18 protein-coding genes are annotated in these 24,486 nt (G+C 52.2%); 13 read left to right on the top strand and 5 right to left on the bottom strand.

All coding sequences use genetic code 11. The features are described from left to right. Positions 1-34: 34 nt before the first annotated feature. Entirely contained in the window at positions 35-1,000 is a 966-nt protein-coding gene (gene epmA, locus ACXAF9_RS05700) for an EF-P lysine aminoacylase EpmA (RefSeq protein ID WP_475071506.1), read from the top strand. Here the strand turns inward: epmA and pdxR are convergent. Next, entirely contained in the window at positions 972-2,447 is a 1,476-nt protein-coding gene (gene pdxR / locus ACXAF9_RS05695; protein WP_475071504.1) for a MocR-like pyridoxine biosynthesis transcription factor PdxR, read from the bottom strand. The two genes, epmA and pdxR, sit on opposite strands and share 29 nt — an antisense overlap. A gap of 114 nt (positions 2,448-2,561) precedes the next feature. Here pdxR and ACXAF9_RS05690 point away from each other — a divergent pair, with 114 nt between their 5' ends. After that, positions 2,562-3,176, top strand: coding sequence for a pyridoxamine 5'-phosphate oxidase family protein (locus tag ACXAF9_RS05690; protein ID WP_475071502.1), 615 nt, complete (start codon positions 2,562-2,564; stop codon positions 3,174-3,176). On the opposite strand, the gene ACXAF9_RS05685 is transcribed toward ACXAF9_RS05690, so the two are convergent. Both ACXAF9_RS05685 and ACXAF9_RS05680 read right to left on the bottom strand, forming a co-directional pair. Beyond that, positions 3,173-4,165 (bottom strand): ZIP family metal transporter, encoded by a 993-nt coding sequence (locus ACXAF9_RS05685; RefSeq protein ID WP_475071500.1) that lies wholly within the window; start codon positions 4,163-4,165, stop codon positions 3,173-3,175. The genes ACXAF9_RS05690 and ACXAF9_RS05685 overlap by 4 nt on opposite strands. A 14-nt stretch (positions 4,166-4,179) precedes the next feature. Further along, positions 4,180-5,322 carry a MalY/PatB family protein gene (locus ACXAF9_RS05680; RefSeq protein ID WP_475071497.1) on the bottom strand — a complete coding sequence of 381 codons (1,143 nt, stop codon included), beginning with the start codon at positions 5,320-5,322 and terminating at the stop codon, positions 4,180-4,182. Positions 5,323-5,522: 200 nt separating this feature from the next. Here ACXAF9_RS05680 and ACXAF9_RS05675 point away from each other — a divergent pair, with 200 nt between their 5' ends. From ACXAF9_RS05675 to ACXAF9_RS05650, 6 genes are all read left to right on the top strand, one after another. Then, a complete protein-coding gene (locus ACXAF9_RS05675) occupies positions 5,523-7,073 on the top strand; it encodes a 2-isopropylmalate synthase (protein ID WP_475071494.1) in 1,551 nt (516 codons plus the stop codon). A 6-nt stretch (positions 7,074-7,079) separates the two neighbouring features. Further along, a complete protein-coding gene (locus tag ACXAF9_RS05670; RefSeq protein ID WP_475071492.1) occupies positions 7,080-7,940 on the top strand; it encodes a uracil-DNA glycosylase family protein in 861 nt (286 codons plus the stop codon). 26 nt (positions 7,941-7,966) lie between these two features. Further along, positions 7,967-8,428 (top strand): ribosomal protein S18-alanine N-acetyltransferase, encoded by a 462-nt coding sequence (rimI, locus tag ACXAF9_RS05665; protein WP_475071490.1) that lies wholly within the window; start codon positions 7,967-7,969, stop codon positions 8,426-8,428. 151 nt (positions 8,429-8,579) lie between these two features. After that, the gene (locus ACXAF9_RS05660) at positions 8,580-9,254 is read left to right on the top strand and encodes a DUF1449 domain-containing protein (protein WP_475071487.1); all 675 of its coding nucleotides are present in this window, start codon (positions 8,580-8,582) and stop codon (positions 9,252-9,254) included. Positions 9,255-9,310: 56 nt separating this feature from the next. Further along, positions 9,311-11,281 carry a hypothetical protein gene (locus tag ACXAF9_RS05655; protein ID WP_475071483.1) on the top strand — a complete coding sequence of 657 codons (1,971 nt, stop codon included), beginning with the start codon at positions 9,311-9,313 and terminating at the stop codon, positions 11,279-11,281. Positions 11,282-11,370: 89 nt separating this feature from the next. Continuing rightward, the gene (locus ACXAF9_RS05650; RefSeq protein WP_475071480.1) at positions 11,371-16,500 is read left to right on the top strand and encodes a DNA repair ATPase; all 5,130 of its coding nucleotides are present in this window, start codon (positions 11,371-11,373) and stop codon (positions 16,498-16,500) included. A gap of 94 nt (positions 16,501-16,594) precedes the next feature. Here the strand turns inward: ACXAF9_RS05650 and ACXAF9_RS05645 are convergent, their stop codons facing one another. Both ACXAF9_RS05645 and ACXAF9_RS05640 read right to left on the bottom strand, forming a co-directional pair. Then, positions 16,595-17,782 (bottom strand): HAMP domain-containing protein, encoded by a 1,188-nt coding sequence (locus ACXAF9_RS05645; RefSeq protein WP_475071477.1) that lies wholly within the window; start codon positions 17,780-17,782, stop codon positions 16,595-16,597. A gap of 29 nt (positions 17,783-17,811) precedes the next feature. Then, a complete protein-coding gene (locus tag ACXAF9_RS05640; protein WP_475071474.1) occupies positions 17,812-18,444 on the bottom strand; it encodes a DUF8082 domain-containing protein in 633 nt (210 codons plus the stop codon). 449 nt (positions 18,445-18,893) lie between these two features. On the opposite strand from ACXAF9_RS05640, the gene ACXAF9_RS05635 reads away from it, so the two are divergent. The 5 genes from ACXAF9_RS05635 to ACXAF9_RS05615 all read left to right on the top strand — a co-directional run bounded on the left by ACXAF9_RS05635 (position 18,894) and on the right by ACXAF9_RS05615 (position 24,484). Continuing rightward, positions 18,894-20,699 (top strand): acyl-CoA dehydrogenase C-terminal domain-containing protein, encoded by a 1,806-nt coding sequence (locus ACXAF9_RS05635; RefSeq protein WP_475071472.1) that lies wholly within the window; start codon positions 18,894-18,896, stop codon positions 20,697-20,699. A gap of 74 nt (positions 20,700-20,773) precedes the next feature. Further along, positions 20,774-21,091 (top strand): SCP2 sterol-binding domain-containing protein, encoded by a 318-nt coding sequence (locus ACXAF9_RS05630; protein WP_475071470.1) that lies wholly within the window; start codon positions 20,774-20,776, stop codon positions 21,089-21,091. A gap of 105 nt (positions 21,092-21,196) precedes the next feature. Further along, positions 21,197-22,870 carry an AMP-binding protein gene (locus tag ACXAF9_RS05625; protein ID WP_475071468.1) on the top strand — a complete coding sequence of 558 codons (1,674 nt, stop codon included), beginning with the start codon at positions 21,197-21,199 and terminating at the stop codon, positions 22,868-22,870. A gap of 17 nt (positions 22,871-22,887) precedes the next feature. Continuing rightward, complete coding sequence (locus tag ACXAF9_RS05620) at positions 22,888-23,454, top strand: DUF2889 domain-containing protein (protein WP_475071467.1); 567 nt, start codon at positions 22,888-22,890, stop codon at positions 23,452-23,454. A gap of 4 nt (positions 23,455-23,458) precedes the next feature. After that, positions 23,459-24,484, top strand: coding sequence for an NAD(P)H-dependent flavin oxidoreductase (locus tag ACXAF9_RS05615; protein WP_475071465.1), 1,026 nt, complete (start codon positions 23,459-23,461; stop codon positions 24,482-24,484). The last annotated feature ends 2 nt before the right edge of the window (positions 24,485-24,486 follow it).

Here is a 24,486-nt window from a genome sequence, read left to right as displayed (position 1 = left end):
GCGCAAGCTGCCGTTTTTCGTTGTGAGACCCATTATGAGCCCATGGCAAACCCAAGCGCCGATCAAGAACCTAAAGGCCCGTGCGCAAATTTTAGCCACTATTCGTCAGCATTTTGCCGATCAAGCCGTATTTGAAGTGGATGCTGCGGTGATGTCGCACTGCGCGGTGAGTGACCCTTTTATCGATTCGATTGAGACGGTGTATCAGCCCTTTGCAGGCGGTGAAGAGCAGCGCTTATACCTGCAAACCTCGCCAGAGTATGCGATGAAACGTTTATTGGCCGCTGGCAGCGGTGACATTTATCAAATGGGAAAAGTGTTTCGCAACGGGGAGAGCGGGCGAATTCATAACCCCGAATTCACCATGCTGGAGTGGTATCGCTTAGGGTTTGATGATCAGACCCTGATGGACGATGTGGAGGCCTTGGTGCGCAAAGTCTTACCCATTGGCCCTATCCGTCGCGTGCGCTATCAAACCTTGATGCAGGAAAAGACCGGCCTTGACCCGATTAAAGATGAGACGACTAAGCTCAAAGCGTACGTACTTGAGCGCTTGGACGTTGCGATGGACGATGATGATCGTGACGGTTGGCTCAGCCTGATCATGTCTCACTTTGTTGAGCCTGCCTTAGTTGATGAGCCTGTGTTTGTGACCGATTACCCCGCGAGTCAGTCGGCGTTAGCGAAGGTGCGCCCCGACGCCACAGGCACGATGGCCGCAGCCCGCTTTGAGCTGTTTGTCGGCGGAATGGAGCTTGCCAATGGGTATCACGAATTAACCGATGCGGCTGAACAAAAACGGCGTTTAGAGGCGGATCTTTCAACGCGGGTCCAGCTTGGCCTGCCCGAGCGTCCACTGGAATACCGCTTGGTCGCTGCACTTGAGGCTGGGCTGCCTGAGTGTGCAGGGGTGGCGCTGGGGGTGGATCGCCTCGTGATGTTGGCCTTGAACGCGCAGTCCATTGCTGAAGTTATTCCGTTTGCGTTTGCAGATGCCTAATCAGCGCACTGAGTGCACGCGCGCTTTCAGGAATCTGTTCGCTATCGCACCCTGCAAAGCCGATCACCAGCCCATTGGGTGGGTTTGGCGTGCGGTAATAGGTAGACAGTGCTCGAAGGCCAAAGCCATGTTCTTTGGCCGCTTCTACAATGGCAAGGTCCGTTAAGCCAAGTGCCTTGTCGATCAAAAATGTATCGTGCATACCGCCTTGGTTGGGGATCTGTTTAAGCTCAGGTAGGTGCTTGGCTAAACTTTGGTGCAGTTGGGTTTGTTTGGCTTGGTAGTGCTTGCGCATCCGTCTTAAATGGCGCTCGTAATGGCCCTCTTCCATAAACAACGCTAAGGCGGTTTGTGCCAAGGTGTTCATGCCACCATCCATCACAGCTTTAAGCTTTAGAGCGCTTTCGATTAATGAATCTGGAAAGACCGCATAGCCCAGTCGAATTCCGGGAAACAAGGTACGGGAGAAGGTCCCGGTATAGATGACCCGTTTGTGGCGATCCATCCCTTGAAGCGCTGCCATCGCGTGTCCGCTGAATATAAACTCGCTGTCGTAATCATCTTCAACAATCCAACGCTGGCGCGAACCTTGGGTTACCCACTCAAGGATCTGGTTGCGTGCATCCAGCCCAAGCGTTTCGCCAAGCGGGAAGCTCCGAGAGGGGGTAATGATCGCGATGTCCGCCTCGCTTGACCAAGCGCTGTGATCCTCTTTGTGAAAGTCCACCACCTCTGTGCGCATCTTATTTAAGGCTAAAATCTGATCCACCCCAGCAAAGCCCGCTGGCTCCAACAGGATTAACGAGTCGGGGTGTGCAATCAGTTGCAATATCAGATACAGCGCCTGCTGAGAGCCTGTGGTGATCATCACCTGCTCGGGCCTGCACACCACACCTCGGTAACGGCCTAGATACTCTGCAATTTGCTCTTGAAGTGCACGCGTTCCCGAAAGGGGCGGATAACGAAAATGCGCGGTCTGGTTTAACGCCGCGCGATAGCACTTGCGCCATTTTGTATAAGGAAAGACCTCAAGGTCTGGGTTGGCGGGCAAGAAACGACTGCTGGTCCGCTCCAGTCGTTTGGGAAAGGCGTTGTCTAGGCGCTCTGGACGCTCGCCTGCGTGACCTGCCGCAAGCAGAGCAGGTGCTTCGATGCTCGGTTCTAAGGTAGTGGGGACAAACAAGCCACCCGGTGGCGAGATCACAAAGGTGCCTGACCCTTGTCGGGTGGTTAAGTAGCCTTCGGCAATTAAAGCTTCGTACACACTTTGCACGGTGATGCGTGAAAGCCCCAGTTGATCGGCCAGTTGTCGGGAGCTCGGCAGGCGGGTGCCAGGCGGCAGTCGTCCGCTTCGTATGTCGGATAGATAGTGCTCATACAAGTGGCGTTGCTTACTTTTAGCCGTCGGTGCGCTTTTATCGGCAGGGCGCTCAAGAGGGTGCGACATAATAAAGCCTTAAAAATTGGACTTATAAAATAATCAAAAGTGGATCTAAAGTTAAGTCCAAATGCTAGCTATGCTACGACTCATAATGAACAGAAACACTGAGCGAGCACTCACATGGAAGCGCAATTTAAAACCTACCCGCACACTAAGGTGAAAAGGGGCAACAAACGAGCTACATACGATGTAGAGCAGGTGTACGGCATTTTGGACGACACTTGGATGTGTCATCTGGGTGCTGTTGTAGACGGCCGCCCGGTCGTGCAACCGAACTTGCACTGGCGAATCGGTAATACCCTCTATATTCACGGCTCTTCTAAAAATGGCTTAATTCGAGCGGCCTTTGAATCTGGGCAGTTGTGCATCAATGTTGCAACCTTGGATGGCCTGGTGTTGGCGCGCTCGGCGTTTCACCACTCGGTGAATTATCGCTCGGTCACGGTATTTGGTGCGCCGCGCTGGGTCGATGACCCAAAAGAGGCCAAAGAGGCCCTTTACGCCTTAGTGGAAAAAACCGAGGCAGGGCGCAGTAAAACCGTGCGACCGATCACCGATACGGAGCTAAAAGCGACCGGTGTGATCGCTCTGGAGCTTGAGCAGGTCTCGGCGAAAGTGCGAACAGGCCCACCGATTGATGACCCTGAGGATATGGACTGGCCGGTTTGGGCCGGCGTGATTCCTTTCGAGCAGGTCATCGGAGAGCCGATTCAAGATAGGGGTGAGTCGGCCTAACCTAAGGCCGTATCCAAAACCATCATAAGCGCAAACCCCATCATCAGACCGACGGTGGCTGGGGTTTGATGGCCGTTTCGGTGCGTTTCTGGGATCACCTCGTGGGAGACCACAAACAGCATTGCACCGGCGGCCAAGCTTAAACCAATCGAATAAGCAAGCGGCAAACCGCTGGCCACGCCAATACCGACAAACGCCCCTAAGGGTTCCATCAACCCGCTACCGGCCGCCATCAAAAATGCCCAGATGGGTTTGATGCCCGCAGAGCGAAGGGCCATCGCAACGGCCAAACCCTCTGGAATGTTCTGAATCGAAATAGCACTGGTGATGGCCACGCCAATCGGATCATCACCACCGGCAAAGCCTACCCCAATGGCCATCCCCTCCGGGAAGTTGTGCAACGTGATTGCCATGGTGAATAACCAAACGCCACTTAAGCGGTCGCGACCCGGGCCAAAGGTGCCGCTGTACTCGTGAGCGTGCGGCGTAAAGCGGTCCAGCCCCAGCATCAACAAAACGCCCAAAGTTAAGCCGAGAACGATCACCAACGGGGTCCAAGTATCTGAGCCCAGCAAGGTGTCGGAGGCTTCCATCGCCGGTAAAATCAGCGAAAACACGCTCGCAGCCAGCATCATGCCTGCGGCAAACCCCAACATGCTGTCTTCGGTTTTGGTGCTGAGCCCCCGAAGCACTAATGCGCCTAAAGCCCCCAGAGCGGTCGTACCAAAGCTGATCGCACTGCCGAGCATGGCGTGATTGAACTGAGTGTTTTGTCCGCTAAGCGCTTGGTACTCGATGAGCATCAAGACGAACATCACCAAGACAGAGAGCCCAAACCCTGCGCTTAGCAAAGGGTGGGCTTTAAGCTCCGCTAGTAGCTGGGTAATAAAACCATCAATTTTGGTATTTGGGTTGGTTTCATCGGGCTTAATCGCATCAACCTTATTCGTATCATGGAGGTGTTCGGTGGCGCTGTGTTCGCTGCTCATGTGAGGCGGCATCCTTACTTCGTAAATACGCGTTCTATACGGGCGACGGCTTCTTCCAGACGCGACCTTGGGCAACCAAAATTAAGTCGCATAAAGCGATCATTGCCAAAGTCACGCCCTGGGGACATCCCCACACCCGCGTCTTCAAAGGTGTGAGGTAAGTCTTGAATATCGGTACCGGAGAAATCGATCCACGCTAAATAGGTCGCTTCGATGGGGCGAAGTGTAACGCCAGGCAAAGCATTTAAGCGCTGCATTAGGTAATCCCGGTTATCTTTTAGGTACGCGCATTGGGCTTGGTTCCAATCATCACCGTCTTTGTATGCGGCTAGTGCGGCCGTGTAACCAAGAAGGTTCGCATCTGGCACGATGCCGCGGCGGACTCGGTGAAATGCCGAGCGAAGCGTCGGGTCGGGGATGATCGCCACCGAGCACCCCAAGCCTGCAATGTTAAAGGTTTTGCTCGGCGCCATCAGAGTAATTGTGCGCTTGGAGATTTCGTCCGAGAGGGAGGCGATTGGGATGTGTTTAAGGCCCGGTTCCAAAATCAGGTCGCAGTGAATCTCGTCCGAGCATATATAAAGGTCATGCTCGATCACAAAGGCCGCCAAGGCGTCGAGCTCCTCTTTGCGGTACACTGTGCCGCCAGGGTTATGCGGATTACAAAACAGCACTAAACGAGTCCGATCAGTCAATTGGGCTTTAAGGCCCTCTAAATCGATCACCCAACGCTGGTTGACCTCCTTCATGGGGACTTTGACCGCTACTCGGTCGGATAGCTTAGGTGCACTGATAAAGGGTGGGTAGATGGGGGTAGCACTCAGTACCTGATCGCCGGATTCGCCAACGCTTCGGCACGCCAAATTTAACCCACACACCAAACCGGGTAACCACACTAAAGATTCCGCGGTCACTGACCAGTCGTATCGCTGTTTTGCGCGCGCTATAAATACCTCGACCAGCTCATCGGGCGTGTGCGTGTAGCCAAATACACTGTGATCGATTCGTTGATGCAGAGCCTCCATCACGCAAGGGGGCGAGGCAAAGTCGGTATCGGCAACCCACATAGGCAATATCGGAAAGTCTTGGTACTTGCTCCATTTCTCGCTGTGGGATTGGCTGCGATCTATCAAATGATCAAAGTCGAACGTGCTCATGGCGTATCCTTTTTCTGTGACTCCCTAACAGTAAAGAATCGCCATGCGCAAATAAAGCAGCAGCGTGTTGACCCACGCATGCAGAATGACGATTTCGCCGTCATACTGTACACTTTAGGCCGCTACAATCCGTACCTATAAAGCGCTGCGACCGCAAGCAACGCAGCCATATACGACAAGACACCCTGGGAGTGAGCATCATGAGTCAACAAGACCGAGTGATTATATTTGATACCACCTTGCGTGATGGGGAACAAAGCCCCGGCGCGTCGATGACTCGTGATGAGAAACTCCGCATTGCCAAGCAGCTTGAGCGCATGCGCGTGGATGTGATCGAGGCCGGCTTTGCCATCGCCTCCCCTGGGGATTTTGAATCGGTCAAAACCATTGCCGATGCGATCAAAGAGAGCACCGTGTGTTCGCTTTCACGCGCACTTAATGCCGATATAGATCGAGCCGGCGAGGCGCTTAAAAACGCCGCGTCCGGTCGAATCCACACCTTTATCGCGACCTCACCAATCCACATGAAATACAAACTGCAGATGCAGCCAGACCAAGTGGTTGAACACGCGGTGAAAGCGGTGAAACGAGCGCGCTCTTTGGTAGGGGATGTGGAGTTTTCGCTGGAAGACGCCAGCCGCTCTGAGCTGGATTTTATGTGCCGCATTATTGAAGCGGTAATCGATGCCGGAGCATTGACGATTAATATCCCAGATACCGTGGGCTACGCGGTTCCCGAAGAGTTTGGTCACACCATCGGTCAGTTAATCGAACGCATCCCGAACTCCGATAAGGCCATTTTCTCGGTGCATTGTCACAACGATTTGGGTCTTGCGGTGGCCAACTCGTTGGCGGCCGTCTCTGCAGGTGCACGTCAGATTGAATGTACTGTAAATGGCTTGGGTGAGCGTGCGGGTAATGCCTCCTTAGAGGAGGTGGTCATGGCGCTGCGCACCCGTAAAGATCGTTTTGGGCTTGAAACCAACATCGATACCACACAGATCGTGCCTGCATCGCGTTTAGTTTCCAGTGTGACGGGCTTCCCAGTGCAGCCGAACAAAGCGATTGTGGGGGCGAATGCCTTTGCGCACGAATCGGGCATCCACCAAGACGGTGTCTTAAAACACCGTGAAACTTACGAGATCATGACCGCGCAGGATGTAGGTTGGAACACCAACCGCATGGTGCTCGGTAAGCTTTCCGGTCGTAATGCGTTCCGTACCCGTTTAGAGGAGCTTGGCACCACGTTTAACTCCGATGCTGAGTTAAACCACGCATTTGCGCGCTTTAAAGAGCTGGCGGATAAAAAGCTTGAGATCTTTGATGAAGATTTGGTGGCGCTGGTTTCCGATACCCGTGCTGAAGAAGCCTACGAGAAGTTTAAATTGTCCTCCTTGGCGGTGACCTCTCAAACAGGTGAAACCCCCGTCGCTTCGGTCAGCTTAATGGTGGATGGAGAAGAGCATAAAGCCCAGTCCTCAGGCGGTGGCCCTGTCGATGCGGCGCTAAAAGCGATTGAATCGATTGTGGCATCCGAATCGAACCTGCAGTTGTACTCAGTTAACGCCATTACCAGCGGTACCGACTCGCAAGGTGAGGTGACCGTTCGCTTGGAAAAAGGCGGCCGTATTGTCAATGGGCTCGGTGCGGACACCGACATCATCATCGCCTCGGCCAAAGCTTACGTACACGCACTTAACTTGATGGCGGCTAACCTACAAAAAGCCCACCCACAAAACGACGGAATTTAACCCAGTATGAACCCGCAACGTCAGCATCAATACCTAAATGCCATGGGGATTACCTCATGGCTACCCCGTGCGACGTTGCCGAGGGCTGCGCCCTCCAAAGATTGGGTGCACACTTTTTTATATGGGCACCTAGACGAGGAGTTCGGATACGCAGACGCACCGGGTGAGGATATTGATCACCCCATATCCGAAGCGCCCGTGCGACCTACCTCGGCGGTCAGTGGTGCAGCCCGTGTGCAACAAGGCGTCAAAGACGCGCTGGGTTCGTTAGCGGATGCGGCACCAGCCGCCAAACCGGCCGCGAAAGCACCCGCGGAAAAAGCGGCCGAACACAGCGAAGAGCCTGTCCCAGATATCGGCGTAACGCCGCGGAAAGACCCGACCAAAGCGCCGAACTTCCGTTTAAGCTTTTACCACTTTGGGCAAGTCTTGGTGGTGGATTCTATGCCGCCACAAAGCCCAGTGGGTATGTCGGTCAGCCGTCAGCAGCAGTTATGTCAAAACATGATCAAAGCGATGGGTGGCTCAGGAGCCTTAGCGGTGCCTCACAGCTCACTGCCATGGCCGATGCTCTCGGGCAGTCGTATTGATCAAGGCCCAAATGTTGCCAGTGAGGCGGTGCGCTATAAATTGGATAAGCTCTTATTCGAACACCCGGTTAACCTAGTTTTATTATTGGGCGAAAGCGCCTCCCAAATGGTGATGCAGCGTGAAGAGGGGCTCGATACGCTTCGCGGGATGAGTTTCCATTACCGCAGCGACATTAAAGTGTTAATGACGCACAGCTTAAGCGAGATGCTCTCGATTCCGGAATGCAAAAAAGAGGTCTGGAAAGACCTGCAACCCTTTGTACCGCTTGCTCCGTGATGAAGGTCGTTTGTCAGCCGCTAATTTTGCCAGATTCAAACTCGGTAGAGCGTTTGTTGCAGATTGAATCCGAGGCTTTCCCCTATGAAACTTGGTCTGAATCGAGGCTTTCAGAGCACCTAAACCAAGCGGATGACATGGTTCAGCGACGCCTTAACCTAGGTCTATACCAGGGGGAGGAACTGATCGGCTTTGTTATATCTGGGGGTGTTATTGACGAGCTGGAGCTGTACCAAATCGCCATCGCCAATCAGCACCAAGGCATGGGGTATGGCCGAGAGTTATTGTCGGCCTTCCTGAGGGGGGCATCCACCTTAACGCCTGCAATTGAGCGAATCTTGCTTGAGGTGAACACGCATAACCAGGCAGCCATCGGCTTGTATCAGTCACATGGATTTACAACAGACGGGCATCGGAAAGGGTATTACACAACGCCCGAGGGCCGTCAGGATGCGTGCCTGATGTCGTATACATTCCCTTCGTCTTAAAAATCACAAAATTTTCACTTGTTTTGCAGCGTCAATCGGAGTATTTTTTCGACTCGCTTTAGAGACTGTTGTCTGTCAAAAGGAGTTTGGCAAGAGCTCTATAGCTCCCAATTCGATGCTCTTACATTTTTCACTTAACGGACGAAGTGACATGTTTGCTCTTTTATTGATGGAAGATATGAACCCCTTCTATCAAAACATTGCCTCTTTCCCTACCGCGATATTCACCTTTTTACTGGTGGTGTGTGTCTTGTTCTGGTTGATCGCTATGCTCGGCATGATCGATCTGGAAGGCTTTGATTTTGGCGATGCTACTCCCGATATGGAAACCACCACAGGCCATGCGATGGCGGGGGTGTTTACCCACTTTAATCTTCGCGAGATCCCCCTAACGGTCACGCTGACCTTTTTCAGTTTGTTCGGTTGGTTAATCTCGTATTACAGCGTTCACTACCTAAGTGGCCTTGTGGATGGGGCTTTGCGCTATCCCGTGGGTTTTGGCATCTTGCTGGTGGGGTCGTATGTGGCGATGTGGCTTACCTCCCTGATCTGCATCCCTTTGCGACCCTTTTTCCGTTCATCGGACCAAAACAAAACCCAATCACTCATCGGCCAAGTGGCGATCGTTCGCACCAGCAAGGTCGATCAAACCTACGGTGAAGCGTTTGTGAATGATGATGGCGCAGGCCTTATCATTAAAATCCGCTCCATCAATGACCAAGTGTTTCTTCGTGATCAGCGCGTCGTGTTGATCGAGTATGTGGAAGGTGAACATATCTACCGCGTAATTTCTGAAGATGAATTTTTAGGAAAGCCAGTTATCTAGCATTTTTCGCTTAAGAAAACGGACTTTTTTATTCAACCCGAAATGGAGTATTCAAGGTGGCAGACCTCTCTATCTTAATGCCGATAGCGACCGGTGCGATCATTGTTGTGGGCGCGCTGATCTTTTTAGCCATTATGTTTAAGGCCTTTTACTTTAAGGTCGAGCAGGGCACAGCTTTGATCGTCAACGATTTAAGCTCAAAGCCAAAGGTTCACTTTACCGGTGCGCTGGTTTTCCCGGTGATCTACAAAAAGGAGCTGATGCGCATCTCCTTGATCACATTGGAAGTGGATCGTCGTGGTAAAGACGGTTTGATCTGTGCGGACAACATGCGTGCGGATATCACCGTTGCTTTCTACCTTCGCGTTAACGAAACCCGTGAAGACGTATTGAAAGTTGCGAAATCGATCGGTGCTAATCGTGCATCAGACCGCAACGCGGTCAATGAACTGTTCAACGCTAAGTTCTCGGAAGCGCTGAAAACCGTTGGTAAGCAGATTGATTTCGTGAATCTGTTTGAAAACCGCTTAGAGTTTCGCGAGAAAATCATCCAAGTAATCGGTAATGACCTAAACGGCTATGTTCTGGAAGACGTTGCGATTGACTACTTGGAACAGACGCCAAAAGGCTCTCTGGATCCTAATAACATCTTGGATGCCGAAGGTATCCGTAAGATCACCGAACTTACGGCCGCTCAGAACATTCGCACGAACGTATTCGAGCGCGACGAAGAGCTGGCGATCAAGAAAAAGAACGTTGAAACCGTTGAAGCGATGTTGGCACTTGAGCGTCAAGAAAAAGACGCTGAAGCCAAGCAGGAGCGTGAAATCGCTACGATTCAAGCGCGCGAGCAAGCTGAAACCAAGAAGGTTCAGGAAGAAGAGCGTCAACGTGCTGAAACGACTCACATTACCGTTGAGCAGGAACTTCAGGTTCAGCGTGAGAATCAGCAGCGTGAAATCGAAGTGGCGGAACAAAACCGTCAGCGTGCCGTTATCATCGAAAAAGAGAAAGTGACTCGAGCTCAAGAGCTTGAAATCGTTGCTCGTGAGCGTGAAGTTGAGTTGCAGCGCATTGAAGCGGAAAAATCACTGGAGATCGAACGTAAAGAGATCGCCAATGTGATTCGTGAGCGTATTGCCGTAGATAAAACGGTGGCGATGGAAGAAGAGCGCATTAAAGAAGTGCGTGAAGTATCCGAAGCGGATCGCCTGCGTCAAACGATGGTCATCGATGCGGAAGCGAAAGCCGAAGAAGAGAAAGTCCGCCAAGTGAAAGCGGCCGAAGCGCGCGAGCTATCGGCACGCCATGAAGCGATTGAAATCACCACGATGGCACAAGCGAACTTAGAAGCGGCGACCAAAGAAGCCGACTCTAAGAAGAAGTTGGCCGAAGGCCTTCAAGCGGAACGTGCAGCGCCGGGTCTTGCCGATGCGAAGATCGAAGAAGCAAACGCCATCGCCCTGGAAAAAACCGGTCTTGCTGAGGCAAGCGTTATCCAAGCGAAGGGTGATTCTGAAGCGAACGTTATCCGTGCCAAAGGTGATGCTGAGGCAGACGCGCACCGTGGTACAGGCTTGGCGAATGCCGAAGTTATTGCGGCGAAGGGTGAAGCGGAAGCTCGTTCTGAGCGTGAGATCGGTCTGGCGCAAGCTGAAGTTACTCGTGAGCACTTCAAAGCCGAGGCTGAGGGCTTAGTTGATAAGTTCGAAGCGATGAACTCTATGAGCGAGCAGGCACGTGAGCACGAAGAGTTCCGTATGGGTCTTGAGACTGCGCTTAAAGAAGCGCTGGCATCGATCGAAGCCGGTAAGGACATTGCGAAAGAGAACGCGGAAGTTCTGGCCGCTGCTCTGCAGAAAGCGAAGATTGATATCGTCGGTGGTGAAGATCACTTCTTCGATAACTTTGCGAAATCTCTGTCGATCGGTAAAGCCATCGATGGTTTAGCAGGTAAGAGTAATTTGGTAAGCGCTTTGATCAACAAGGCGATGACCGATAAAACACCTGAGAAAACCGACGCCTGATTTTACGTCAGGTTCTTTTAAGGGAAGCTTGGGCTTCCCTTCTTTTTCTTCTGTAAGAAGCGCCACGTTAGTCATAGCAAGGATGGATCATGGTGGAACAAGCGCACACCGATAACAGTGAAGATCAGGTCGTTGATAAAGCAGTCGCCGAAGGCGGCGCCTACGAGGTTATCCGCAAGCGATTAACCGAACAGGGCACTAAACTTGAAACGGCGGTTTCGAAGCTGAACTCCGAACGACTCAATGAGTTCGGAAGCTCCGAAATGAGCGTGCAGAGCCGTGTGCGTTTTCGGACCGAAAATAACTGTATTGCCCGCGATATTGTTCAGGTGGGTCCATACCTTTTGCTGGGCTACAACGTGTTTATTGGTCTTAAAAAAGAGACCCGCGTTGAGGATGTGTTCGCGTTATTTACCTTAGAGCAAGAGGGCGATAACGTTGAGTGCAAAGAGGTGGCCGCTGAAAGCACCTTCCTATCGCACCCAAGCTTTGTAAACGACTTTGATGAGCTGTATCGCTACTACAAAGACACGCGTCTTGTGCAGTTGAGCGTTACGCACGATAAGCTGTTGGCTGGCTTCCAAATCGGAGAACGGATCGATGATATCCGCGTATTCCGCTGGTCGCTCTCGCCCGATGGTAAAAAAGTCGAGTACATTGATAACCGTGGTGAGCGGGATATTAAATTACCGCCACGTTACGATTTTGAATGGGTCGAGACAGGCCGTGAAGAGATCGTTAATGGTCGTCACCCGCATGTGAATATTCGCGATCGCGTATTCGTAGAAACCATCAACGGTAACTTAACCGTAAAGCTTGAAAACAACACCGAAGATGGCTTGGGGATCTATCAAGAGCCGGTCGATGATCCGACCCAATCGCTTGATGATGCTCAAATTGCCTACGCCGAAGTAGGCGATCTTATTCTGCTTCGCATTCGACCTTACCGTGAAGAAACGATCCGCTATTTTATTTTTAACCCATCCACTCAGTCGGTTTTGCGAGTGGATGCGTTAGGTCAGTCCTGTGTACAACTGCCGGAAGACCACGGTGTTATCTTCCCGGGTGGTTATTACCTTCAAACCGGTGAATACAAAGCGTTTGATGAAACCGTCTCCGGTTTCCGCTTTAAACGGGTACTTCGCTCGCCAAATGGCGAAGATGTATTGTACGTGTTTTATGAGCCGCACGATGGCGTGGTTGGGCTGTTTGCGTATAACCTGATTAATAAGACTTTGCAGAACCCGATCTTGGGTCATGGTTATGCATTGGCGGCGGATGGCCGATTGACCATCTTTACGGCCGAGGGCGAACCGACCCGAACACACCCGATGCAAATTTGGAAAACGCCATATTTTAGCTCCGAATTTGCCAGCCAAGTCCCAGCGAAGAACAGCTTTTATGGCCGTATCGGTAATGCCGAGCTGGTTCGTGGTATTTCCGATTTATATTCAATCTGTCGCCGAATCGAGCAGCAAAGCGTCTCATCTAGGCTGTACAACGAGTTAGTTCAGTCCGCGCAAAAGCTGTTTGATAATTATTATTGGTTAAGTCAGGGCGAAACCTCGGACATCGCCGAGCTGATTCGTCAGATTGCATCGACGTCTGAGCTGGTGATCGATGAATTCGAGAAAGTCCAAAGCATCCGTCAACAGACCGAACAAGCACTCAAAGAAGCTGAAACTGAACAGAAAGATCTGGTTCAAAAGATCCGCTCTGAGCACTGGGAAGCGATCGATGCGTATGTGGATGCCTTAGGTCAGATTCGTCGTCATCGCGGTCGCTTGATGACCATCCGTGACTATCGTTACATGGATCTGGCGCGCCTCGATCAGCTCTCCAAAGAGTTGGATAAAGAAGAGAGCGAACTCTCTGAGCGTACTGTTTCCTTCTTAAGCGATGAACACGCCTTTGACCCTTACGAGTCCAAACTCACCGAGCTTGAGAAAGAGATTGAGCATGCGGCCACCAGCCAAGGACTAAAGCCGTTGGTGGAGTCGCTTGATCAAGTGGCACAAGGGTTGGATTTATTGTCCGAATTGATGGGCACACTGGACATTGAAGACCCGCTGGTACGCACCCGTATCATCGATTCTATTTCGTCAGTGTACAGCCGAGTCAACCAGCTTAAAGCGACCACGCATCACAAAGAGAAAAGCATCGGTTCGACTGAGGCGGTCGCGCAGTTTTCGGCGCAGTTTAAGCTGTTCTCGCAAAGCATCGCCAATGCGCTGAGTCTTTCCACAACCCCAGAAAAATGTGAAGAGCAACTGTCGCGCTTATTGGCTCAGTTAGAAGAGCTGGAAAGCCAATACAGTGAGTTTGATCAGTTCTTAAACGACATCATGGACAAGCGTGAAGAGGTCTATGAGTCGTTTGAACAGCACAAGCAAAGCCTGCTTGATCAGCGTCAGAAGCGCGTGCAAACCTTGATGGATTCGGCCAAGCGCATGTTGTCGACCATTGAGAAACGCGCCAATAAAATGACCGATAGTGATGAGCTAAACACCTACTTTGCATCCGATGCGCTGGTCTTAAAGATCAAGGACCAGCTGGATCAGTTGCGTGATCTTGATCAAGCCATCAAGGCCGATGATATTGATGCCCGCTTTAAAGGCATTAAAGAGCAAGCGCTACGCTCGTTGCGCGATAAGAAGGACATCTTCGAAGCCGGTGGACAAGTCATCAAACTTGGGCCTCGTCATCGCTTCTCGGTGAATACGCAGGAGATGGACCTGACACTTTTGCAGCGTGATGGCGCGATGGCGATCCACCTTACAGGTACCGATTTCTTTGAAACCTTACACGATGAAGAGCTGGATGCGCTGAAGCCCTATTGGGATTTAAACATCGAGTCCGAGAGCGATTCGGTGTACCGCGGTGAGTATTTGGCGTATCAAATCCTGTCGTTGTCAGAGCAGCAAAAAGAAGGCCTGTCGATGGACCGCCTTCACCAAGCCTTGCCAGACCCTACGCGTCTGTCGGCCTTGGTCAGTGAGTTTGCAACGCCGCGCTACCGTGAAGGGTATCAAAAAGGTATTCATGATCACGATGCCACTAAGATTTTAACTCAGCTGTTGCCGGTCTATCAGCAGGCGGATCTGCTCAGTTATGACCCTTACAGCCGTGGTATCGCGCAACTGTTTTGGGCATACAGCCAAAGTGGACAGACGATCACCAAAGCAGAACAAACCACAGCGATCAGCTGGCATGATCGCGCGCGCTCGGCCTATCAGATGGCGCATCTGTTCGCGAGCCAGGAGGCCGTTGAGCTATTGCGCCAAGAAGTGCGTACCCTTTTGGTTCGCTTTAACGATCAGTACCAGTTAAACGTCTCGGCGATTACGCTAAAAGAGGCCGCTGCTTATTTGGTGGCAGAGTTGGGTCGTGACCGACTGGAGTTTATCGGCTCGGAGCTGGGCACTGCACTGGTTGACGAGTTTAAACGCGCGATGACCACCGAAGCCTGGCAGCAGTTTGAGCAAGCTTTGGATAAGCTCAAAGGCCGACCATGCGAGCGCTGGCAGATTGCCCAGGCTTGGTTATTGGCGCTGACTTCCCAAAAAGGCTTGTCTCAGTTTGTACGCTACATTCCTGAGGCGGTCGCGATGCTGGTGGTCGAAGCACGCTTAGATCGCCGCTTTGTTAGCATCAACATCGACTTTAAAGTCGATGGTCTCTTGGGGGATCATCGCCGCTTAGAAAACCAGTCTTTGAGTGTTGCGCTTGATGAGTTTTTAATGCGTCTTCGCGCGCATACGCACGAAACGGTGGTGGGTTTTCATACCCTTCAGGAAGTGCGCCAAAGAATCATCGCCGATCAGAAGACACGTCTTCGTTTGGAAGAGTTTAAAGCGCGTCCGCTCAGCTCGTTCGTACGTAACCGACTGATCAACGAGTCTTACTTGCCGATCATCGGGGATAACTTAGCAAAGCAGATGGGTACAGTAGGGGACTCAAAGCGAAGCGACCTGATGGGTCTTTTGATGATGATCTCGCCACCGGGTTACGGTAAAACGACCCTGATGGAGTATGTCGCTAACCGATTAGGTTTGGTGTTCATGAAGATCAACTGTCCATCCCTTGGACACGATGTGTTGTCCCTAGACCCTGAGCAAGCACCGAATGCGACGGCACGTCAGGAGTTGATTAAGCTGAATTTGGGCCTTGAGATGGGTTCTAATGTGATGCTGTATCTGGATGACATTCAGCACACTCATCCTGAGTTCCTGCAGAAGTTTATCTCCTTGTGTGACGGTACTCGTCGAATTGAAGGTGTCTGGAAAGGCCAAACGAAAACCTACGACATGCGTGGGCGTAAGTTCTGTGTCGTGATGGCCGGTAACCCCTACACCGAATCGGGCGAGGTGTTTAAGATTCCGGACATGCTTGCCAACCGTGCGGACATTTATAACTTGGGTGATATCTTGGGTGGCATGGACGAGGTCTTTGCGCTCAGTTACATCGAGAACGCTCTAACGTCCAATCAAGTGTTAGCGCCGCTTGCGACCCGCGATATGAACGATGTGTATCGTTTTGTGGATATGGCCAAAGGCAAGCCGGTTGCCGCCACTGAGCTTTCCTACGCTTACAGCGGTGCCGAAGTTAACGAGATCACCGATATCCTGAAAAAGATGTTGATGGTCCAATCCGTGGTGCTGCGAGTGAATCAGCAGTACATCGCCTCGGCCGCGCAAGATGATCAATACCGCACAGAGCCTGCGTTTAAGCTGCAGGGCAGTTATCGAAACATGAACAAGATGACCGAGAAAATTTCGGCGGTCATGAACGATGATGAAATGCAGCAGATGATTGCAGACCACTATGTAGGTGAAGCCCAGCTGTTAACCACAGGGGCGGAAGCGAACCTGCTAAAACTGGCCGAACTTCGTGGCGCGCTTGAGGGCGATGATCAAACCCGATGGGAGAAGATCAAAGAGGACTTCCAACGCATTAAAGCGATGGGCGGCCAAGATGCCGATGTGGGCCAACGCGTTGTGGCGCAGTTGGTGGATATGTCCACCACGATGAACAAAGGTTTGTTGCCGATGGCGGAGATGATGGATAAACGCCTACGTGCGGATCTGTTCACCTATGACAAGGTGCGCTCCATCCACGAGCAGATGCAGGTCTGGTCACGTGAGTTGTCCGGTAAACCGGTTGAGTTGCCAGAGGGCAAACCACCGGAGCCACCCGCCGACCCGCCCGAAGTCGAATAAACAGATCGACATCTAAAAAAAAGCCCCGGCCCTCTTAGAGAGTGCGGGGCTTTTTGTTCAGGCAAACGTTTAATTCTAAAGGCTATATCGACCGTTACAGCTTCATCATTAGCTTTAATGATTCACGAAGACGCTCAAAGGATTCAGCTAGGGTTTGAATCTCGTCATTGGTTTTGATTTCGATTGGGGTATCGACCTCGCCGTGACTGAGTTCATCGGCCGCTTTGGTCAGTGCACGAAGCGGCGCGGTCATCGTTTTCGCCAAGTAGCGTGCGTAGAAAAAGGCGACGATGGCCGCAATCACAATAAAGGCCAAGAAGGCGTAACGGTACTGGAACAGCAACGCGTAGGCGGTGGTGTTCGGGGTATCGGCCAGCAAATACCCAAGCAGTGCTTGGTGTTCATGGTCGGCGTACACACGTGCTCGAGTTAGGATCGACTCGTCCGTCAGTTCACTGGCAAGCTCATTGTTACTCTGCACCCAGGTTTTACGCTCTTCGTGCTCCGAAAAGTAGTTCGCGCCGTGGCCTAAATCGTGAACACTGCCCCACAATTGATCGGTATCCGCACCCGCTAAATAGAACCCACTTGGGCTTAACAGCGTAAACTGCGTATCACCTTGGCTGTTGCGCTCGTTCACAATCGCCAACAGTGCATTGGCATCCACACTGATCATCAACACACCCACAAAACGTTCGCCCACGGCGAACAGCGGCGTGGCAAAGCGCACGGTCGGGCGGATGGGCTCTTCGAGCACGCCTTGCTCACGGGTCAGATCCATCTCAGAGGTGTAGGTTTCATTAAAAGCTAAGCGCTTAGTGGCCTGAAAGTGCGGGCTGGTATTTCGGTTGGCCAGAAGCTCTGGCTGGACAATACGGCTGCTGCCCTCTTGCTCGTTATGCTCAACGCGAATTCGCTCGTTGCCTTTGGCATCGATCAAGGCGATCTGGTTATAGAGTTTTCGATTGTTCACGATGCTCAGAAAATCACGTGCAATGTAACGGCCTTGAAGCTCCAGTTGTTTCTCGTCGTTGATCACCAAAGCGCGACCGTATTCAAACAGAGAATTGGAGTCCCGTAGGTAATAGAGATCCCCTTTGACCGGTTTTAAGGTGTCCTGAAAGCGGGTGGCCATCAAGGACATCTGAGAATGGGTGTTTTGCTGGCCAGAGGTTTCCAGAATGTTTTCGGCGGTTAAGTACGCATAGGCGCTTAACAGGACAACAGGAACAATGGCGACAAGCATGAGGGCGCGCTCAATGCGGCCTTTAATGGATCGCATACGTCTCTCCTTACGATCGGATGCTGAAGTTAAATATGACGGGTGCTGTTAAAGAACGCGGATTTCTTGGTTGGGTTCTCGATGAACGTACCGATGCGCTCCAGAAGGATGGGTAGTCGGTCGTGGTCTTGCTGCCCCTCAGACGACCAGATTTGATATTCACGCTTAAACACGATTTTGGCCGCAGGCCCAACTTGTTCGGTTAAGGCGTTTACGATGCTGTCTAGGGCATCGGAAGACAGCGCGGCTTTTGCAGGCTCAACCTGCTCGATGCGTGGTGTCGTAGGTTCTCGGCGCACAGATGGCTCGGCGTTGGCAGGCTGGCGATGCGCTAGTTGCGCCGCTAAGGTGATCAAGCCGCGCTGCAAACCCTTCATCGCCACGCGTACCAAACCAATGTTGATGTGTGCTTCGGCCATCAACAGAAAGAGGGTGTCGGTATCGAGGCGAAAGCCAATGATCTTACGATCCGAAATTTCAAGAATGACCTCGTTTCGATGGGAATCTTGTTGGGCTTCCAACATTTGATGAACGGCCGGTACGGACTTTTCCAGCGTCGCGTGATCGGGCTCTGGCCACTCGTATTGCACCAGAGTGCCTTTTTGCGCGAGGGCGTAGTGATGAATACCGGTAAGTAATTGAAAATCGTTGATTGGGCTCATACTGCCACTGCCTTACACCAGGAATAACGAAAGGGTTGTTCACATCATCCTGATCGATTTCAACGCACGATGGGGCTTTGCCTTATCGTGTTGTACAGGCCTTCCATGACACGGTGTGCGCTCCTTGTCTGCGCACGTTTACGGAGCAGAATTAAAACAGGTGTATATGACACAAATGTGACATGGCGATATTTTCATATAAGGTTAAGAATGCGCTTTTCTTACAATCGCGGTGAAGGTTTTTGTCACTCTTTTATTTAGGTGGATTCATCTATAGCCCACAGGATCAGGGGCTTTGATCGAGATGGCGCATAATGTCAGATAAGTTGGCGGCTTTTGCCATTGGTAGAGAATGCTCGGTGGTTCATTCTTACTGAAACGATGCCTGATGCTTTTTTAATCAAGCTAGGTCAAAACCGTTGGGCTAATAAGAAGAAAAGAGGTTGTCTATGTCTGAGTATAAAGCGCCACTACGAGATATGCAGTTTGTCCTAAATGAGTTACTGGACGCGCCATCTCACTACGCAAGCTTACCCGGTGCCGAAGAGGCCACCGAAGATATGGTTTCAGCCATTTTAGAAGAGGGCGCACGTTTTGCAGAGCGCGAGCTTGCTCCTTTGAATGCGGTCGGTGATCAGCAAGGTTGTCGCTTTGAAGCGGGTAAGGTTATTACCCCAGAAGGTTTCAAAGAAGCGTACCAAAGCTACGTCGAAGGCGGCTGGCCATCGCTGGCACATGACGTTGAATTTGGTGGGCAGGGGTTACCGGAATCACTTGGGACCATCATCAGCGAGATGATCGGTACGGCTAACTGGTCGTGGAGCATGTACCCGGGCCTTTCACACGGTGCGATGAACACGCTGCACGCCCACGGCACCGATGATCAAAAATCCACTTACTTAACCAAATTGGTGTCCGGTGAGTGGACCGGCACCATGTGTCTCACTGAGCCACAATGCGGCACGGACTTGGGCCTTTTGCGCACTAAGGCTGAGCCCAACGCCGATGGCAGTTATGCCATCACGGGCACCAAGATTTTTATCTCGGCCGGTGAGCACGACATGGCCGATAACATCGTCCACATTGTGTTGGCCCGTCTACCTGATGCACCCGCTGGTACCAAGGGGATCTCCCTCTTTATCGTGCCTAAGTTTATGTCAGACGGTGATGGCGAGGGTGCGGGTATTGGCGAGCGCAATGCCGTTGAGTGTGGCTCCATCGAACATAAAATGGGGATTCACGGCAATGCGACCTGCGTGATGAACTTTGATGGTGCCAAAGGCTACCTGATTGGCCCGCCCAACAAAGGCCTTAACTGCATGTTCACCTTCATGAACACAGCGCGTTTGGGCACGGCGCTTCAAGGTTTGGCGCACACTGAATGGGGCTTTCAGAACTCGTTAGCGTACGCGAAAGATCGCCGTCAGATGCGTGCACTCAATGGCCCGGCAGAGCCGGATCAACCCGCAGACACCATCATAGTGCACCCGGCTGTGCGCAACATGCTGCTGACCCAAAAAGCCTTTGCTGAGGGCGGCCGAGCACTGATCTATTACTGTGCCTTGCTGGTGGACATTACCAAGTCCGGCAGTGGCGATGCCCAGCAAGAAGCCAATGACCTACTGGCCTTACTGACACCGATTGCGAAAGCCTTCTTAACGGAAACCGGCTTTGAATCGGCCAACCATGGTTTACAAGTGTTTGGCGGGCATGGGTACATCGCCGAGTGGGGCATGGAGCAGAACGTTCGGGATGCCCGCATCGCGATGCTTTATGAAGGTACGACTCAGATCCAAGCGCTTGACCTGTTAGGCCGCAAGGTCTTGATGAGCCAAGGCGAGGTACTGAAACGCTTTACCAAAATCATTCATAAGTTCTGTAAAGAGCACGAAGGTAACGCCGAGATGGCTCCGTTTATCACCGCACTCAGTGAGCTCAATAAAGAGTGGGGAGAGATCACGATGAAAGTCGGCATGAAAGCGATGCAAAATCGCGATGAGGTTGGCGGTGCGGCGGTGGATTACCTGATGTATTCCGGCTATGTCGCGTTAGCTTATTTCTGGGCGCGTATGGCGGCTAAGTCACAAGCGGTGTTGGCCGAAGGCACCAGTGAAAACGGGTTCTATGAAGCCAAACTCAAGACCGCGACCTTCTATTATCAACGTCTGTTGCCCAGAACCCGAACCCATGTGGGCGTGATGCTTTCGGGTGTGGATAACCTGATGGCAATGGCGGAAGACGAGTTCCAGTGGTAAATCCCTGTATTTACCCAACGCGCGGGATCTGAAAAGATCCCGTGATGATCACAATAACAATAAAGGAGAGGATCATGGCTGATATGACAGCACTCTTTAACGCATTAAACGATCGATTTGATGCACAAGCGGCCAGCGGTGTTGATGCGGTGTTTCAATTCAATGTGACCGATGCCGACAATCATTATGTGGCGATTAGCGATGGCGCATGTGAGGTAGGTCATGGTGATCATGATGACCCATCCGTTACGCTAACGATGGACAGCGAGACGCTGCAAGATGTCATGAACGGTGAAGCCGATGGTATGCAAGCTTTCATGATGGGGCAGATTAAAGCGGACGGCGACATCATGTTGGCCACCCGTTTGACCGCCCTGTTTCCGGTCGGGTAAACGAAAACACGCTACACTTATCAACAAGAACAGCGTAGCCGTATAACGGCACAGCGCTCTAAGAGCGCCTATCCTGCATTATAAGAACAAAGAGTAGGAGCTAGTATGGATCATGCTCGTGGATCTTGGATTCCGGAGTCATTGAATCCCAAAGGCTATCAAAACCTAGTGGATCTGCTTCGGGATGCTTGTCGTCAATACCAAGACAAACCCGCGTTCAGTGGATTTGGTCGTACCATCAGCTTTGCGGAGCTGGATCAACTCTCCGATGCGTTTGCCGTGTACCTGCAAAAAGACACGGACCTTGTACCGGGTGACCGTATCGCCATCCAGCTCCCTAACTTGGTCCAGTACCCTGTGGTGGTGTTTGGGGCGCTAAAGGCGGGTCTTGTGATTGTGAATACAAACCCTCTTTATACCCCGCGTGAAATGGCGCACCAATTTAAAGACTCCGGCGCTAAAGCTCTGGTCATACATGCCAGCATGGCGCACAACGCGGAAAAGATCTTAGATCAAACTCGCATCAAGCACCTGTGGGTCACTCAAATCGGCGATATGCACGGTGTGTTCAAACGCACGCTGCTGAACTGTGCAGTGAAATACCTCAAAAAGATGGAGCCGGAATACCACCTGCCCGACGCCAAACCGCTTTTGGATGCGTTTCATCGATACCTTGGTGAGGAGCCCGCGCTGGTACCGATCAAAACCTCGGACTTGGCGGCACTTCAATACACCGGTGGCACTACAGGGCTCTCTAAAGGCGCGATGCTGACCCATGGCAACTTGGTATCCAACGTGTTGCAAGGGCATGATCTGATTCGGCGCGCCGGGCAAAACTGGCAGCAAACCACCATTGCGCCTTTGCCCTTGTATCACATCTATGCGTTCACCATTTCATTGGTGATCATGGAGGAGGGCGGTCACAGTGTGCTGATTGCAAACCCTCGTGACATCGATGGGTTTGTTAAAGAGCTTAAGCATTGGCAGCCGACCACCTTTACGGGGCTCAATACCTTGTTTGTGGCCTTGTGTAATCATGCAGGTTTCAGTGAACTCGATTTTAGCCGCCTAAGAGTCACCATCTCAGGCGGGATGCCACTGACCCATGCCGCCGCTGAGCAGTGGCAAAAGATCACAGGCTGCGAGATCCTGGAAGGCTATGGCCTTACCGAAGCGTCACCGGCCGTGGCGATCAACCCGCCGGGTAAAAGCGAGATTGGCTCCATCGGTTGGCCACTGTCTGAAACCGATGTGCAGATCCTTAATAAAGCTGGCGAACCATTGCCCGATGGCGAGGTAGGAGACCTGTGCGTCAAAGGCCCACAGGTGATGCCCGGCTATTGGCAGCGCGAGGCGGAAACGAAAGTGTGCTTTACCGAGAACGGCTATCTGCTGACCGGTGATGTCGCCGTACGCCTAGACAGCGGTCGAATCCGCATTGTGGATCGGGCCAAAGATTTGATCATCGTATCGGGCTTTAACGTCTACCCCAATGAGATCGAAGATGTGGTCGCCTCTCATCCGTTAGTCAGTGAGTGTGCGGTGATTGGCGTGCCGGATGCGCGGTGCGGCGAGATTCCTAAGATCTATGTGGTGCTCAAAGAAGCCAACTCCATCACGGGTGGGGATCTCATTAAGTGGTGCAAAAACCATTTAACCAGCTACAAGGTGCCTAAGCAGGTGGCCTTCGTGGATGAGTTACCAAAATCCAATGTGGGTAAAGTGCTGCGCCGAATGTTGAAAGAGCAATCGGACAAGGCTCCGCCATCGGCGGCCTAAATCAAGGAGGATGCGTTATGTCGCTCTCCCGTGCTGTGCCGCGCAAACTGATCCATCGTCGAGAGATCCAGTCGTGCGGCTATCAACGAGAAGATGGACTTTGGGACATCGAAGCCCATCTTAAGGACCTTAAGACCGAAACGGTTCCACACCCCGAACGTGAGTCGGGGTACATCCCTGCAGGCGAGCCGTTTCATGAAATGATCGTACGCTTGACTATTGATACGGGGCTTTTGATCCATGACATCGAAGCCCACACACGCTTTGCGCCGTTCAAGATGTGCGCCAGTGTGGCCGATGTGTATGAGGCGATCAAAGGCACGCGCATCTCGGCCGGTTGGCTTAAAGAGTGTAAAAGCCGAACCGGCGGCCGCTTAGGGTGCACCCATCTTAACGAGCTGCTGCCCGTGCTTGCGACAACGGCTATCCAAAGCTTATGGACATTGCAAGATGAAGCCACCTTTAGACAGAGCGCCTCGACCATGATCAACACCTGCCAAGGGTGGGCCAGTGATGGCGAGGTGGTCCGAAAATATCTGCCTGAGCATTATCAAGGCGATCCGATAAAAATACTTCAGGAGTGACACCATGGCGATGCCAGATGCCTTCTCTGGTCGGTTGATGTTGCCGGCCATCGCAAGCCCTATGTTTCTTGTTTCAGGCCCAGAATTGGTCATCGAAACCTGCAAAGCCGGAATGGTCGGCACCTTCCCTGCGCTGAATCAGCGCACCAGCGAAGGCTTTGAAGAGTGGTTGATTACGATTAAATCAGCCCTAGCGGAGTTTGAAGAGACCACTGGCGAAACCGCCGCGCCATTTGGGGTCAACTTGATTGTGCACGGCTCCAACCCACGTTTAGAGGCGGACTTAGCACTGTGCGCCAAGCACGAAGTACCTTTGGTGATCACCTCTTTAGGGGCCGCCAGCAAGGTCGTGGACGCGGTACACAGTTATGGCGGGCTGGTGTTTCACGATGTGATCACCAAACGCCACGCCCAAAAAGCCGCGGATGCGGGTGTGGATGGCATCATCGCGGTGGCAACCGGTGCTGGTGGTCATGCGGGCACTGTGAATCCTTTTGCGCTGATCAGCGAGATTCGCTCCGTATTTGATGGCACCCTCGTGCTGGCGGGCTGCCTGAATACAGGGCGCGATATCGCCGCCGCTCAAGTGATGGGGGCGGACATGGCTTACATGGGTACACGCTTTATCAACACCCAAGAGAGCCGCGCGGTGGATGAATACAAAACCATGATCGCCGAAAGCGAAGCCAGCGACATCGTGTACACCAAAGAGATCTCGGGTATTTACGGTAACTTTTTGAAACCGAGCCTAAGCCAAGCAGGGCGCGACCCAGACACGGGTAAAACGCAGACGGATGTGCAAGCAGCGGATAAATCGATTGATCTTGGTGAGGAGCTAACCGCACCGAAAGACGGTGCATCGGCTTGGAAAAGTATCTGGTCTGCGGGCCAAGGCGTGGGTGGCATTAACGATGCTCCAAGCGCCGCTCAGTTGATTGCTCAATTGCACGACGAATACGTGGGCGCGACGATTGAGTTTGGTGGTTTAAGCCGCGAATACGCCCTTAAACCACAACGACGCGTGGAGTAATC

This window comes from Neptunomonas sp. ABH4_499, assembly GCF_056160565.1.
The sequence above is the reverse complement of the archived record's forward strand: the minus strand, read 5'-3'. Positions and strand labels throughout refer to the sequence as shown.

Excerpts from the sequence above, each read along its gene's own strand:
- ACXAF9_RS05645 (WP_475071477.1), bottom strand. The coding sequence starts at position 17,782 with ATGCGATCCATTAAAGGCCGCATTGAGCGCGCCCTCATGCTTGTCGCC.
- ACXAF9_RS05680 (WP_475071497.1), bottom strand. The coding sequence starts at position 5,322 with ATGAGCACGTTCGACTTTGATCATTTGATAGATCGCAGCCAATCCCAC.
- ACXAF9_RS05640 (WP_475071474.1), bottom strand. The coding sequence starts at position 18,444 with ATGAGCCCAATCAACGATTTTCAATTACTTACCGGTATTCATCACTAC.
- ACXAF9_RS05630 (WP_475071470.1), top strand. The coding sequence starts at position 20,774 with ATGGCTGATATGACAGCACTCTTTAACGCATTAAACGATCGATTTGAT.
- ACXAF9_RS05685 (WP_475071500.1), bottom strand. The coding sequence starts at position 4,165 with ATGAGCAGCGAACACAGCGCCACCGAACACCTCCATGATACGAATAAG.
- ACXAF9_RS05670 (WP_475071492.1), top strand. The coding sequence starts at position 7,080 with ATGAACCCGCAACGTCAGCATCAATACCTAAATGCCATGGGGATTACC.
- ACXAF9_RS05615 (WP_475071465.1), top strand. The coding sequence starts at position 23,459 with ATGGCGATGCCAGATGCCTTCTCTGGTCGGTTGATGTTGCCGGCCATC.
- pdxR (WP_475071504.1), bottom strand. The coding sequence starts at position 2,447 with ATGTCGCACCCTCTTGAGCGCCCTGCCGATAAAAGCGCACCGACGGCT.
- epmA (WP_475071506.1), top strand. The coding sequence starts at position 35 with ATGAGCCCATGGCAAACCCAAGCGCCGATCAAGAACCTAAAGGCCCGT.
- ACXAF9_RS05675 (WP_475071494.1), top strand. The coding sequence starts at position 5,523 with ATGAGTCAACAAGACCGAGTGATTATATTTGATACCACCTTGCGTGAT.
- ACXAF9_RS05690 (WP_475071502.1), top strand. The coding sequence starts at position 2,562 with ATGGAAGCGCAATTTAAAACCTACCCGCACACTAAGGTGAAAAGGGGC.
- ACXAF9_RS05650 (WP_475071480.1), top strand. The coding sequence starts at position 11,371 with ATGGTGGAACAAGCGCACACCGATAACAGTGAAGATCAGGTCGTTGAT.
- ACXAF9_RS05625 (WP_475071468.1), top strand. The coding sequence starts at position 21,197 with ATGGATCATGCTCGTGGATCTTGGATTCCGGAGTCATTGAATCCCAAA.
- ACXAF9_RS05620 (WP_475071467.1), top strand. The coding sequence starts at position 22,888 with ATGTCGCTCTCCCGTGCTGTGCCGCGCAAACTGATCCATCGTCGAGAG.
- ACXAF9_RS05660 (WP_475071487.1), top strand. The coding sequence starts at position 8,580 with ATGTTTGCTCTTTTATTGATGGAAGATATGAACCCCTTCTATCAAAAC.
- ACXAF9_RS05635 (WP_475071472.1), top strand. The coding sequence starts at position 18,894 with ATGTCTGAGTATAAAGCGCCACTACGAGATATGCAGTTTGTCCTAAAT.